The organism is Nocardioides sp. Root1257 (assembly GCF_001425175.1).
In the GTDB taxonomy this organism is placed as follows: Bacteria; Actinomycetota; Actinomycetes; order Propionibacteriales; family Nocardioidaceae; genus Nocardioides.
Genome location: NZ_LMDV01000009.1, coordinates 278,204 through 290,895, shown reverse-complemented (window position 1 = coordinate 290,895; position 12,692 = coordinate 278,204). Strand labels below are relative to the sequence as shown.

General features: G+C 73.1%; 14 protein-coding genes. 8 read left to right on the top strand and 6 right to left on the bottom strand.

Annotation, left to right across the window (positions count from 1 at the left end; translation table 11 throughout):
- The first annotated feature begins 12 nt into the window (after window positions 1-12).
- Both aat and ASC77_RS15685 read left to right on the top strand, forming a co-directional pair.
- On the top strand, window positions 13-696 hold the full coding sequence (aat, locus tag ASC77_RS15690) for a leucyl/phenylalanyl-tRNA--protein transferase (protein ID WP_056154905.1): 684 nt from the start codon (window positions 13-15) through the stop codon (window positions 694-696).
- Between the two features lie 58 nt (window positions 697-754).
- Window positions 755-1,219 carry a hypothetical protein gene (locus tag ASC77_RS15685; protein WP_156391125.1) on the top strand — a complete coding sequence of 155 codons (465 nt, stop codon included), beginning with the start codon at window positions 755-757 and terminating at the stop codon, window positions 1,217-1,219.
- Between the two features lie 22 nt (window positions 1,220-1,241).
- On the opposite strand, the gene ASC77_RS15680 is transcribed toward ASC77_RS15685, so the two are convergent.
- Entirely contained in the window at window positions 1,242-1,577 is a 336-nt protein-coding gene (locus ASC77_RS15680; RefSeq protein WP_056154901.1) for a rhodanese-like domain-containing protein, read from the bottom strand.
- A gap of 83 nt (window positions 1,578-1,660) precedes the next feature.
- On the opposite strand from ASC77_RS15680, the gene ASC77_RS15675 reads away from it, so the two are divergent.
- Window positions 1,661-2,887: a hypothetical protein gene (locus tag ASC77_RS15675; RefSeq protein ID WP_056154899.1), complete on the top strand. Its 1,227-nt coding sequence runs from the start codon at window positions 1,661-1,663 to the stop codon at window positions 2,885-2,887.
- A gap of 1 nt (window position 2,888) precedes the next feature.
- Here ASC77_RS15675 and ASC77_RS15670 read toward each other — a convergent pair whose 3' ends face one another.
- Window positions 2,889-3,755 carry an Fpg/Nei family DNA glycosylase gene (locus ASC77_RS15670; RefSeq protein WP_056154897.1) on the bottom strand — a complete coding sequence of 289 codons (867 nt, stop codon included), beginning with the start codon at window positions 3,753-3,755 and terminating at the stop codon, window positions 2,889-2,891.
- A 58-nt stretch (window positions 3,756-3,813) separates the two neighbouring features.
- On the opposite strand from ASC77_RS15670, the gene ASC77_RS15665 reads away from it, so the two are divergent.
- From ASC77_RS15665 to ASC77_RS15645, 5 genes are all read left to right on the top strand, one after another.
- The gene (locus ASC77_RS15665; protein ID WP_056154892.1) at window positions 3,814-4,074 is read left to right on the top strand and encodes a hypothetical protein; all 261 of its coding nucleotides are present in this window, start codon (window positions 3,814-3,816) and stop codon (window positions 4,072-4,074) included.
- 152 nt (window positions 4,075-4,226) lie between these two features.
- Window positions 4,227-5,426 carry an ATP-binding protein gene (locus ASC77_RS15660; protein ID WP_056154889.1) on the top strand — a complete coding sequence of 400 codons (1,200 nt, stop codon included), beginning with the start codon at window positions 4,227-4,229 and terminating at the stop codon, window positions 5,424-5,426.
- Window positions 5,423-7,060, top strand: a complete 1,638-nt coding sequence (locus tag ASC77_RS15655; protein ID WP_056154887.1) for an ABC-F family ATP-binding cassette domain-containing protein — start codon at window positions 5,423-5,425, stop codon at window positions 7,058-7,060. The genes ASC77_RS15660 and ASC77_RS15655 overlap by 4 nt, the downstream gene beginning before the upstream one ends.
- A gap of 13 nt (window positions 7,061-7,073) precedes the next feature.
- On the top strand, window positions 7,074-7,871 hold the full coding sequence (locus ASC77_RS15650) for a glycerophosphodiester phosphodiesterase family protein (protein ID WP_082574807.1): 798 nt from the start codon (window positions 7,074-7,076) through the stop codon (window positions 7,869-7,871).
- Between the two features lie 10 nt (window positions 7,872-7,881).
- Window positions 7,882-8,814 (top strand): DUF5926 family protein, encoded by a 933-nt coding sequence (locus ASC77_RS15645; RefSeq protein ID WP_056154884.1) that lies wholly within the window; start codon window positions 7,882-7,884, stop codon window positions 8,812-8,814.
- Between the two features lie 147 nt (window positions 8,815-8,961).
- On the opposite strand, the gene ASC77_RS15640 is transcribed toward ASC77_RS15645, so the two are convergent.
- From ASC77_RS15640 to larB, 4 genes are read right to left on the bottom strand one after another with little or no spacing between them, the layout of a single operon-like run.
- Complete coding sequence (locus ASC77_RS15640; protein ID WP_056154881.1) at window positions 8,962-10,164, bottom strand: arginine deiminase; 1,203 nt, start codon at window positions 10,162-10,164, stop codon at window positions 8,962-8,964.
- 21 nt (window positions 10,165-10,185) lie between these two features.
- Window positions 10,186-10,776: a TMEM165/GDT1 family protein gene (locus ASC77_RS15635; RefSeq protein WP_056154878.1), complete on the bottom strand. Its 591-nt coding sequence runs from the start codon at window positions 10,774-10,776 to the stop codon at window positions 10,186-10,188.
- Window positions 10,777-11,940 carry a nickel pincer cofactor biosynthesis protein LarC gene (larC, locus tag ASC77_RS15630; protein ID WP_056154876.1) on the bottom strand — a complete coding sequence of 388 codons (1,164 nt, stop codon included), beginning with the start codon at window positions 11,938-11,940 and terminating at the stop codon, window positions 10,777-10,779.
- Window positions 11,937-12,635 carry a nickel pincer cofactor biosynthesis protein LarB gene (gene larB, locus ASC77_RS15625; protein WP_056154872.1) on the bottom strand — a complete coding sequence of 233 codons (699 nt, stop codon included), beginning with the start codon at window positions 12,633-12,635 and terminating at the stop codon, window positions 11,937-11,939. The genes larC and larB overlap by 4 nt, the downstream gene beginning before the upstream one ends.
- Window positions 12,636-12,692: the final 57 nt, after the last annotated feature.

Here is a 12,692-nt window from a genome sequence, read left to right as displayed (position 1 = left end):
ACGGTCGAGCACGTGAGACCCGTCGAGCCTCCGCCGTCGCGCTGGACGTTCGGCGATCCCGCGGGCTTCGACCCCGACGACGACCTGGTCGGCATCGGGGCGGACCTGGCGCCGGGAACGCTGCTGGCGGCGTACCGACGCGGGCTCTTCCCGATGCCGTCGGGCACCCGCGGGGTGCCCACGTACTGGTTCTGCCCGGTGCGTCGCGGGGTCCTCCCGCTCGACGGCCTGGTGGTCTCGAAGTCGCTGCGGCGCTCCTGCCGGGAGTACGAGATCCGCGTCGACACGGCGTTCGCCGAGGTGGTCGAGGCGTGCGCCGACCCGGCCCGCCCGCAGGGGTGGATCGACGGCGACATCCAGGCGGCGTACCTGCGCCTGCACGAGCTGGGCTGGGCGCACTCCGTCGAGGCCTGGCAGGGCGGCCGGCTCGTGGGCGGGCTGTACGGCGTGGGCATCGGCGGACTCTTCGCGGGGGAGTCGATGTTCCACCGCGAGCGGGACGCCTCGAAGGTCGCGCTGGTGGCTCTCGTCGAGCGGCTGCGGGCGACGTACCCGAGCGAGCGGCTGCTCGACGTGCAGTGGGTGACGCCGCACCTGGCGTCGCTCGGGGTGGTCGAGATCCCGCGCGCCGAGTACCTGCGTCGTCTCGCCCGGGCACTGCACGTGCGTGAACCGGACCTCAGGGGGGAAGGGTGAGCCCCGGTGCACAACGACCGAGGGACCACGACCGAGCCACGACGAGGGAGACGACCCCATGAAGACTGCTGTGAAGATCGCCGGGATCGCATTCGTGCTGAGCGCCGTGGGAGCCGGGCTGACCGGTTGCGGTGGCAGCGACGGCGGTGACTCCGCGAAGGACGCTCCGAAGGGCGCCAGCAAGGACGGTTTCTGCGAGAAGTTCAACGGGCTCTACGACAACCTGACCGGCGCCAGCTCGGACGACCCGTCCAAGGCCATCAAGGGCATCAAGGACTGGGCGGCCGAGATGGAGGACTACGGGACGCCGAGCGAGATGACCGACGACGCGCGCAACGGGTTCGAGGTCGTGATCAAGACCTTCAAGAGCGTCGACGACGACGCGACCGCCGAGGACCTCCAGAACCTCGGCGACGACGTGTCGGCCGAGGACAACAAGGCGGCCGAGGCCTTCGGCGACTGGACCACGAAGAACTGCCCGAGCCCGTCGATCCCGGCCGTGCCGTCGGACGGCGCCTCCTGACGCGTCGGTCTCAGACGACCCTTCAGACGACCTGGGGCGGTCGGCCGGTCTCGCTGACCATCGGCCGGCCGGCCGCCGCCCAGTCGAGCATGCCGCCGTCGAGGTTGACGGCGTCGTAGCCCTGCTGCTGGAGCCACGCCACGACCTGGCCGGAGCGGCCGCCGATCTTGCAGACCACCAGCGTCTGGCCATCGCCGACCTCGGCCAGCCGCTCGGGGACCTCGTGCATCGGGATGTGCAGCGCGCCGTCGATGTGCCCGTGCTCCCACTCGACGTGCTCCCGGACGTCGAGGACGGTCAGGCCCTCCGGCAGCGGGTCGGGGACGCCGTCCATGGAGACGGTCGGGATCTGGCTCATCGGGTGACTCTCCTGGGTATCGCTGCAGCGCCGGACATCCGACACTAGGCTCCGCAGCCCGTCCCGACCACACAGAGGTCCGATTGCGCGCCCGTCCCGTCGTCGCCCTGCTCGGCGTCCTGCTCGCGACGCAGGCGGCGTGCACGGACGACTCGACGGTGACAGGAGCGGCGTGCGTGGGCGGGGACGACGCCCGGAAGGCCGCTGCGTCGGTGCTCGAACGACGGACCGCTGCCGTCCGGGACGGCGACCTCGAGGCGTTCCTCGCGACCTCCTGGCGCGACGCCGACCCGCGAGGTGTCGATGAGCAGCGGGCCCGGTTCGACCGGATCCAGCAGCTGCCGGAGCACACCCTCGAGCTGACGCTCGGCGTCACCCGGGCGTCGGCGACGGACTCCCTGACGGCGTACGTCAACCAGAAGGTGCAGCTCGCCGGCATCGACGAGAAGCCGGTGGCCGTGGGTCACCGTGTCACCTTCGAGCGTCACGGCGGCTGCTGGCTCGTCGACGCGGACGAGCCGGACGACCTGCAGGTCGTGCTGGCGCCCTGGGACGCCCCCGACGCCGTGATCGAGCACCGCGACGACGTGCTCCTGGTGACCGACGAGACCGATGACGACGAGCGCCGCCGCATCCTCGACACGGCGGCCGACGCCTGGCGCGACGAGCGCCGGATCCTCGCGTCGCAGGACCCGCGGCCCGACGACGTCGGGGTGGTCGTGCTGGCGTTCACCACCGACCGGGCGATGAAGGCCAACGGGTTCTACTACCAGAGCCTCGAGCTGACCGGCGGCGTCGAGATACCGGTGCGTGCGGGCTCGGACCAGGTCGACTTCCGGGTGCTGGTCAACCCCTCCATGCTCGAGAGCGGCCGGTCGGCGTACCTCCCGCAGCTGATGCGGCACGAGTTCGTGCACGTGCTGCTCGCCCGGCACCCGTTCGCGCCGGTCTGGGCGACCGAGGGAGTGGCGGAGTACTACGCGTCCGGCCGGGCCGGCGGCCCCCGGGTGCCGGACGTGGACCTGGTGCCACCCGGGAGCAGCACCGGCGGCACCGGCCTGCCGACCGACGACTTCTACGCCGGCGACTGGGCTGCGCGCTCCGGCAACTACGCGGTCGCCTGGGCGGCCATGGCCTACCTCGCGGACGCGCACGGGCGTGGCGAGCCGGCCCGGCTGGTGCGTGCCCTGCACCGGGCGCGGGCCGCCTACGACCCGAAGCGGGTCGACCGGGTCCTGGAGCAGCGATACGGCCTGTCCACGGAGGTGCTCGGGGCACGGGCGCGGCAGCTGATCGCTCGGCTGGGCTGAGCTACTTCAGCAGCTTGCTCATCCGCCGGTCGGCGAGCGGCTTGCCGCCGGTCTGGCAGGTGGGGCAGTACTGCAGGCTGGAGTCGGCGAAGGACACCGACAGCACGGTGTCGCCGCAGACCGGGCACTTCTGGCCCGCCTTGCCGTGCACGGCGAGGTTGGTCTTCTTCTCGCCCTTCAGCTCGCTGGCGTGCAGGCCGCGGGAGCGGTCGACGGCATCGCCCAGGGTGGTGCGGATGGCGTCGTACAGCGTCGTGAGCTCGGCGTCCGTCAGCCCGCTCGCGGGCTTGAAGGGCGACATCTTCGCGGCGTGCAGGATCTCGTCGGAGTAGGCGTTGCCGATGCCCGCGATCGTGCCCTGGTGGCGCAGCACGCCCTTGAGCTGCTTGCGCCCCTCGCGCTCGAGGATCTCCGCGAGTCGCTCGATGGTGAAGTCGTCGGTGAGCGGGTCGGGTCCGAGGCTGGCGATGCCGGGGACGTCGAGCGGTTGGCGCACGACGTACATCGCGAGGCTCTTTCGGGTGCCCGCCTCGGTGATGTCGAGGCCGGACTGGTCGTCGAGGACCACGCGGACGGCGAGGGTCGACTTGGTGCTCGGCTTCGGCGGGATCGTCGGGACCTCGTCGCGCCAGCGCACCCAGCCCGCGCGGGCGAGGTGGAGGATGAGGTGCAGGCCGGACGCCTCGATGTCGAGGAACTTGCCGTGCCGGGTGACGGTGTCGACCATCGTGCCCTCGAGCGCCGAGAGCGGCGGGTCGAAGGTCTTGAGGGCGCTGAACGCCGCGACGTGGATCTTCGCGATCGCGTGACCGTCCAGCCGGCTCCCCAGATCGAGGGCCAGGGCTTCGACCTCGGGCAGCTCGGGCACGCGTCGATTCTAGGCAGAAGCGGTGACAGTCCTTGCTGGTCAGGCGCATGATGGAGGGGTGCCCGCCGTACGACCGCTGCCGGAGACGGGGTCGATCTTCCTCGACGCCCGAGGTGGCGACCGCGCGCTCCGCGTCTCGTGGCACGAGGAGTCCGGGCTCGTCGTGCTGTCCCTGTGGCGCGAGAACGTCTGCGCCGGCTCGTTCCGGCTCGCCATCGACGAGGTCCCCGCGCTGATCGAGATGCTGCGCTCCGGGCTGGTCCGCTCCTACGAGGGCGCCCGTGACCGGCTCGGCGTGGTCGGCTCCGAGTCCGCCTGACCCCCGATCCGCTTGTAACGCCGGGTTACTGACTCTTTCCAGGGTGTTGCAGCACGGTGGGAAGAGTGGGTAACCCGGCGTTACAGCAGACGGCGCCCGCCGCCCGGCGCGTTGTCTACGGAATCCGCTAGACAGCCGGATACCGTGCGAGCGTGGACCCGATCCGGAACCCGTACGCGCCCGGCGCGGGACAGCGACCGCCCGAGCTGGCGGGCCGCGACCGCGAGCTCCAGCAGTTCGAGGTGACCCTCGAGCGGGTGGCGGCGGGCCGCCCCGAGCGGAGCATGGTGCTGTCGGGGCTGCGCGGGGTCGGCAAGACCGTGCTGCTCAACGCGCTGCGCGGCCAGGCGGTACGACGGGCGTGGGGGACCGGCAAGATCGAGGCCCGTCCCGACCAGAGCATCCGGATCCCGGTCGCCCAGGCGGTGCACGCCGCGGTCCGCGAGGTGGCCCACCGGCACCGCGACCCCGACCGGGTCGACGAGGTGGCCGGCGTGCTGAAGAGCTTCGCGCTGCGCACCAGCCTCGACGACCGCAAGGGGCTGAGGTGGACGCCGCCCACCGACGTCGTCGCCGCCAAGGGCCGCGCCGACTCGGGGGACCTCGAGCTCGACCTGGTCGAGCTGTTCACGGACGTCGCCACGCTCGCCGGCGACCTGGGGGTCGGGGTCGGGCTCTTCGTCGACGAGATGCAGGACGTCGCCACCCCGGAGCTCGCGGCGCTCTGCGGCGCCTGCCACGAGATCAGCCAGCAGGGCGCGCCGCTGATCGTCGTCGGCGCCGGCCTCCCGCACCTCCCGGTCGCGCTCGCCGCGTCCAAGTCGTACGCCGAGCGCCTCTTCCGCTACGCCTCCGTCGACCGGCTGCCGCGCGAGATGGCGGACCGCGCCTGGCGCGTCCCGGCGGCGGAGGAGGACGTCGACTTCGAGGACGACGCCCTCGACGAGCTCTACCGGCTCACCGACGGCTACCCCTACTTCGTGCAGGCCTACGGCAAGGTCACCTGGGACGCCGCCGTCGGCTCGCCGATCCGCGCCGCCGACGTACGCGCCGCAGCGCCGGAGGCCGAGGCCGAGCTGGCCGTCGGCTTCTTCGGCGCCCGCTACGACCGCGCCACCCCGGCCGAGCGCGACTACATGACCGCGATGGCCGACCTCGGCGTCGACCGCGGCGACGGCACCGTCGACGGCCCGATCCCGACCGCCGACGTGGCGGCGCACCTGGCGCGCAAGCCGCAGTCGCTCTCCCCGGCGCGCGACGGCCTGATCAAGAAGGGCCTCGTCTACTCCGGCGAGCGGGGGAGCGTCGCCTTCACCGTCCCCCACTTCGGCAAGTTCCTGAGGTCGCGGTGAGTGCCACCCTCGTCGCCAAGGACCTCGCCGGCGGCCACGGCCACCGCACGCTCTTCGAGGGCCTCGACCTGACGGTCGCACCGGGCGACGTCGTCGGCGTGGTCGGTGCCAACGGCGCCGGCAAGTCCACCCTGCTGCGCCTCCTCGCCGGCGACCTGGACCCGCACGGCGGCACCGTGAGCACCGCACCCGCCGACGCCTTCGTCGGGTGGCTCCCGCAGGAGCACGAGCGGGTCCCCGGCGAGACCGTCGCGGCGTACGTCGCCCGCCGCACCGGCGCCACCGGTGCGACGACGACGATGGAGGCGGCCGCCGAGGCGCTCGGCTCCGACCGGCCGGGCGTCGACGACGAGTACGCCGCGGCCTTCGACCGCTGGATGGCCAGCGGCGCCGCCGACCTCGACGAGCGGATCCCGCCGATGCTCGCCGACCTCGGCCTCGACGTCGGCGCGGACGCCCTGATGACCAGCCTGTCCGGCGGCCAGGCCGCCCGGGCCGCGCTCGCCGCCCTGCTGCTCAGCCGCTTCGACGTCGTGCTGCTCGACGAGCCCACCAACGACCTCGACCTGGCCGGCCTCGAGCGGCTGGAGACGTTCGTGCGCGGGCTGCGCAGCGGCGTCGTCCTCGTCTCCCACGACCGCGAGTTCCTGGCCCGCTGCGTCACCCGGATCGTCGAGCTCGACCTCGCCCAGCACCAGGTGACGGTGTACGACGGCGGCTACGACTCCTTCCTCGAGGAGCGAGCGGTGGCACGCCGGCACGCCCGCGCGGCGTACGAGGAGTTCGCGGACAAGAAGGCCGACCTCGTCGCCCGGGCGCGCACGCAGCGGGAGTGGAGCTCGCAGGGCGTCCGCAACGCGATGAGGAAGAGCCCCGACAACGACAAGATCCGGCGCCGGGCCCAGAGCGAGTCGTCCGAGAAGCAGGCGCAGAAGGTGCGCCAGATGGAGTCGCGGATCGCCCGGCTCGACGAGGTCGAGGAGCCGCGCAAGGAGTGGGTGCTGCAGTTCAGCATCGGCGCCGCACCCCGCTCGAGCGCGGTCGTCGCGACGCTCAGCGCGGCGACGCTGCACCGCGGCGGCTTCACCTTCGGCCCGGCCTCCCTCCAGGTCGACGCCCGCGACCGGATCGGGATCACCGGCCCCAACGGCGCCGGCAAGACCACGCTGCTCGGCCTGCTCCTCGGTCGCACCGCGCCCGACACCGGGACCGCCAGCCTGGGTGCGTCGGTGGCGATCGGCGAGATCGACCAGGCCCGCACCGGGCTCGCCGAGGACGCGACGCTCGGCGCCGCGATGGAGGCCGCGCTGCCCGACACGTCGCCCGCCGACGTACGCACCCTGCTCGCGAAGTTCGGGCTCAAGGCCGACCAGGTCGCCAGCCTCGTCGGTCGGCTCTCGCCGGGGGAGCGGACCCGGGCGGCGCTCGCCCTGCTGCAGGGCCGCGGGGTCAACCTGCTGGTGCTCGACGAGCCGACCAACCACCTCGACCTGCCCGCGATCGAGCAGCTCGAGGAGGCGCTGGCGTCGTACGACGGCGCACTGCTGCTCGTCTCGCACGACCGCCGGCTGCTCGACAACGTCTCCGTCGATCGTCGCTGGCGGGTCGAGGCCGGCATCGTCACCGAGGAGTAGCACGATAGGAGTCGTGAGACCCCAGGTCGTCGCGCACCGTGGCGCCAGCCACGACAACGCCGAGCACACCCTGCGGGCGTACGTCGCCGCCCTCGACGCGGGCGCCGAGGCCCTCGAGTGCGACGTCCGGCTCACCGCCGACGGCCACCTGGTGTGCGTGCACGACCGTGACCTGCGGCGTACGGCGAGCTCGCGCGCGGTCATCTCCAACACCGAGCTCTCGGAGCTCGACCAGCTCGACTTCCACTCCTGGAAGCACCCCTGGGCCGACCTCGACGACGAGGCGCCCGACCCGGACGACCGGCTCGACAAGGTCCTCACGCTGCGCACCCTGCTGGAGACCGTCGCCGACTACGACCGCCGCGTCGAGGTGGCGATCGAGACCAAGCACCCGACCCGGTACGGCGGGCTCGTCGAGCGACGGCTCGTCGACCAGCTCCGCCACCTCGGCTGGGACCGCCCCGGCTCGCCCGCGCGGGTGATGAGCTTCTCGTGGACCGCGCTCCAGCGCGTGGAGCGGCTCGCCCCCGACGTACCCCTCGTGATGCTGATCGAGCACTCCCGCAACTGGTCGATGCTGCGCCGGATGATCGGCCGGGACTGGATCGTCGGCCCGGGCATCAAGGAGCTGACCGAGCACCCCCGGCTGGGCCGCCGCATTGCCCGCGCGGGGCACGACCTGCACGTGTGGACGGTCAACAGCGAGACCCAGCTCGACCTGTGCCTCGAGCTCGGCGTGAAGGCGGTCATCACCGACCGGCCGGCGTACGTCCTCGACCTGCTCGACGAGCGGGAGAGCGCCGCCGGATAGGTTCCTCTGCATGGCCAAGAAGTCCCGCACGAAGCCCAAGCCGCCCGCCGCCGGCGAGGTCGGCCCCCGCCAGCCCTGCCCCTGCGGCTCGGGCAAGCGCTACAAGGCCTGCCACGGCGCCCCGGGCGGCGCGGCGTCGGTGTACGTCGGCCGTCCCTTCGAGGGGATGCCGTCGGAGTGCGACGTCGTGGCCCTGCGCGAGCTGGTGCCCGCGGCGACCGCCCCGCTGACCCTGAAGAGCGACGCCGACCGGGTGGTCCGGCTCTGCACGCTGCTGCCGATGGCGGCGCCCGCGATGGTGCGCGACAACGGCGAGATCTGGCTGGGGCTGCAGGTGCAGCACAACTTCGGCGACCCCGCCCGCGACCTGGGCGCCGTCCTCGAGCTCGCGCTGACCGCCGAGCCCGGCGTGGTCGGCCTGACCGACCCGCCCGGAGAGGGCCCGCGGCTGCAGGACCTGATCACCGACGACACGCTGGCCGTGACCGTCCACGACGGGTTCGGCTTCTGGGTCGCCGACGTCCCGGAGTCCGACCGCGCCGCCGCCGAGGCCGCGCTCGAGCAGGCCAACTCGGCCGCCAACCCGACCGCCCGGCTGACCAGCGTCGAGAGCGCGTACTGGACCAACGTCGGCCCCAAGGAGCACCTGCGCTGGGTGATGCCGGAGCCCGAGGACACGCTGCTCGACGCGCTCGCCCGGTTGCACGCCGCGGGCAAGGACGTCCTCGTGGAGGACTCGCGCTTCGTCGGCATGTTCCGCGCCCACGGCCTGCTCGCCCCGGTCTGGGACCTCCCCGTCGGGACCGGCCCGGAGGCCCTGGAGGAGCCCGCCGAGCGGTTCGCCGCCGACCTCGCCGCGGCGCTGGCCGACGACTCCGACCTGTCCTCCGAGGAGCGCGCGGCCCGGTCCGGGCTCGCCAACCGCCAGGTCACGCTGCGGTGACCTGAACCTTGCACGTTGTTCACGTCACTTCGGCGCGTGCAGTTTGTCCGTGAACGCGTCGGGGACGTAGTGTCGCGCTGCCCGGTCGTTGTCGCCTCCCCCGTCGACAACGACCGGGTCTTTCACGTCCCGGGCCGTTGACCGCCCTCAGTCGACCGGGAGCGGCTCCCGCGTCACCGGGCAGCTCATGCACCGCGGACCGCCCCGACCCGAGCCGAGCTCGGACCCGGCGATGCGGACCACCTCGATGCCGGCCTCCTCGAGCCGGGCGTTGGTCTCCACGTTGCGCTCGTAGGCCACCGCCACGCGGGGCGCGATCGCCAGCGTGTTGTTGCCGTCGTCCCACTGCTCGCGCTCGGCGGTGACCGGGTCGAGGCCGGTGTCGATCTGGTGCAGCGTGTCGATCTCCATCGCCTTCGCCGCCGCCACCAGGAAGGGCTCGGCGTCGGCCACGGTGAGCGTGCCGTCGCCGGTCGGCGTGACGGCGTACGCCGTGAGGGAGTCGGCGACGTTGGGGTACATCACGATCTTGTCGACGTCGACCATCGTGCAGACGGTGTCGAGGTGCATCGTGGCGCGTTCCTGCGTGATGGGTACGGCGAGCACGGTGTGCGCGAGCCCGACGTCGAACGCCTGGCGTGCGAACCGCTCGACGCCCGCCGGGGTCGTCCGCTCGCCGACCCCGACGGCGATCACGCCGGGCGCCAGCAGCAGCACGTCGCCGCCCTCGACGTGCTCGTGGTGCCAGCCGTGGACCGTGCGGGTGCCGACGAAGCGCGGGTGCTGCGTGTAGATCAGCTCGGTCAGCTGCGTCTCCCGCGCGCGGGCGGGCATGGCCAGCGAGGTGACCGCGACCCGGTCGCGCACCCAGACCGAGGAGTCGCGGGTGAAGAGCAGGTTGGGGAGCGGGTCGATGAGGAAGTCGTCGTGGGCCAGCAGCGACGTGACGATGCCGAACCCGCCCCGCACCTCGTCGTTGCGGATGCCGGCGGTCAGGTACCCGGTGAGCTCCTCGGGCGATGCCTCGGAGAGGAACCGCGCCAGGTAGGCGCGCAGCGTGTCGCCGAGGTGCAGCCCGGCCAGCGCGGTGGTGATCGCGTGGTTGCGGGCCGCGTCGCTCTCCAGCGTCTCGGTCAGCAGGTCGGTCAGGTAGAGCACCTCGACGCCGCGCCCGCGCAGCGCCTCCGCGAAGCCGTCGTGCTCCTCCTGCGCGCGCGCCACCCACGGGATCCCGTCGAAGAGCAGCCGGTCGTTGTTGCGCGGCGTGAGCCGCTTGAGCTCGTTGCCGGGTCGGTGGAGGAGGACGGTCTGGAGACGGCCGACCTCGGAGTCGGCGCCGTGAGTGGTCATGCGCCCAGCCTAGAGAACCGCCTAGGAGAGCAGCTCGTACGCCGTGATGGCGGCGAGCACCACGCACACCCCGGCGCCGATGTAGTGCAGCACGTGCAGCTTGACGAAGCGCTGCAGCTGGCGGCCCGCGACGACCGCCAGGCCGCTGACCAGCAGCAGCGCGCTCAGGGCGCCGATGAAGACCGCGACCGGCTCCTCGTACTTCGCGACCAGGGAGATCGTCAGCAGCTGGGAGAGGTCGCCCCACTCGGCGGCGAAGAGCACGAGGAAGCTGGCGAGCACGGCCTTGTAGCCGGTGGCCTCCTTGGTGTCGACCTCCTCGTCGCTGGCCGCCGCCTCCTGGTGGCTGCGGCCCTCCCGGATCAGGATCACGGCGCCGACCAGGAACATCAGCCCGGCGGCCGCCTGCACGATCTCCTCGGGCAGGAAGGACACCGCATGGCCGAGCAGCACCGCGACCAGGGTCTGCACCAGGAAGGCCAGGCTGACGCCGATCCACACCAGGACCGGCCGGTACTTCGTCGCGAGCACCAGGGTCGCGAGGAACGTCTTGTCGGGCAGCTCGACGACGAAGATCGCGAGGAAGGTCAGGCCGATGACGACGGGATCCACTTAGCGGAACTTCCTGGCGAGGGAGGTCGCCTCGGCGAGCACGTCGGCCACCGGGCGCTGGAGGTCGGAGGCGGCGCGTGCGACGTCGTCGTACTCCGGCTGGGCGTTGACCACGACGCCGTGGTGCCGGGCCAGCTTGACGGCCACGGTGTGTCCGCCGACCTCCACCGCCACCATCTCACGGTCGAGGGCGTGCTTGGTCAGCGGCTGCTCGCGGAGCCCGATCGTGCTGGTCTGGCGGAAGATCGTGGCGCGCACGTCCTCGGCGCGTGCCGCGTCGACCAGGACGCTGAGGGTGTGCGCCGGGCGGCCCTTCTTCATCAGGATCGGGGTCAGCCAGGCGTCCGAGGCCCCGACCTCGAGCAGCGCGGCGATCACGGCCGGCCAGACCCGGGGGTCGAGGTCGTCGACGTTGCACTCCAGCAGCAGCGGCCCCTCGGCGGTCGAGGTGCGAGCGGAGCGAGCCTCGATACCACCGTCGACGAAGAGCCGGAGCACGTTCGCGTGACCCTCGGGATCCCGCCCGCCCGCGCCGACCCCGATGGTGTCGACGGTCATCGGCGGCTGCGGGCCGTACGCCGTGGCGAGGGTGGTCAGCAGCGCAGCCCCGGTGGGCGTGCACAGCTCCATGGGCGCCGGCCCGGCGTACGTCGGGACGCCGCGCAGGAGCTCGGCGACCGCGGGTGGTGGGACCGGCAGCGTGCCGTGGGCGGTCTGGACGGTGCCCGAGCCGACCGCGACGGGGGAGACGGTGACGCTGGTCGCGCCGAGGTGGGCGAAGCCCGCGCACACCCCGACGACGTCGGCGATCGCGTCCAGCGCGCCGACCTCGTGGAAGTGGACGTCGTCGGCCGGTACGCCGTGGACGGCTCCCTCGGCGACAGCGAGCCGCTCGAAGACCGCCAGCGCCGACTCGGCGCCGGCCAGCATCGAGCGGACGTCGCGCCAGGTCCGGTGGTGGTGGGACTCGGCCACGTCGACGTGGACGCGGGTGGCCGCCAGGGCGCCGCGGCGTACCTCCTCGACGCGGAGCGCGATCGGCTCGGGCGCCACCGCGTCGATCGCCTCCTGGAGGACCTCGACCGGCACCCCGGCACCGACCAGGGCGCCGAGCAGCATGTCGCCGCTGGCGCCGGAGGACGCGTCGACCCAGACCGCGGTCATCGTGCTCCGTCATCCCGGGCGGACTGTCGGGCCACGCGGGCTGCGTGCACGCCGGCGCCGTACCCGTTGTCGATGTTGACCACGGTCACGCCGGGCGCACAGGAGTTGAGCATGGCGAGCAGGGCGGCGACGCCGCCGAGCGAGGCGCCGTAGCCGACGCTGGTGGGCACGGCGACCATCGGTACGCCGGTCAGGCCGCCGACCACCGAGGGCAGCGCGCCCTCCATGCCGGCGACGACGACCAGGCAGTCGGCCGCGGCCAGCCGGTCGCGGACGGCGAGCAGGCGGTGCAGGCCGGCGACGCCGACGTCGTCGATGCGCTCGACCCCGGCCCCGTGCACGGCGATGGTGAGGGCGGCCTCGGCGGCGACCGGGGCGTCGGACGTGCCGGCGCTGACGACGGCGACGGTGCCCCGCGCGGTCGGGAGCGGGCCGAGGGTGACCGCGCGGGCCACGGGGTCGAGGGTCGCCTCGGGGAGCGCGTCGCCGACCGCGGCCAGGGCCTCGGGTGCCAGGCGGGTCGCGAGCACCGCGCGCTCGGGGTGCTTGTCGTGCAGCGCCCGCAGGATCGCCACGACCTGGTCGGGGGTCTTGCCGGCGCCGTACACGACCTCGGGGTCGCCGGTGCGTGCTGCGCGGTCGACGTCGACGCGGGCGAAGCCGAGGTCGGCGATCCGGGGGTCCTGCTGGTCCACGGGGTGAACCTACTCGTTCACCCGAGAGACGTTGTCACTGTCGGTGGTCGGGTGTTG

What these genes read in the sequence shown, in the direction of transcription:
- ASC77_RS15685 (WP_156391125.1), top strand. Translation starts at nt 755, where the DNA reads ATGAAGACTGCTGTGAAGATCGCCGGGATCGCATTCGTGCTGAGCGCC.
- ASC77_RS15680 (WP_056154901.1), bottom strand. Translation starts at nt 1,577, where the DNA reads ATGAGCCAGATCCCGACCGTCTCCATGGACGGCGTCCCCGACCCGCTG.
- ASC77_RS15645 (WP_056154884.1), top strand. Translation starts at nt 7,882, where the DNA reads ATGGCCAAGAAGTCCCGCACGAAGCCCAAGCCGCCCGCCGCCGGCGAG.
- ASC77_RS15640 (WP_056154881.1), bottom strand. Translation starts at nt 10,164, where the DNA reads ATGACCACTCACGGCGCCGACTCCGAGGTCGGCCGTCTCCAGACCGTC.
- larC (WP_056154876.1), bottom strand. Translation starts at nt 11,940, where the DNA reads ATGACCGCGGTCTGGGTCGACGCGTCCTCCGGCGCCAGCGGCGACATG.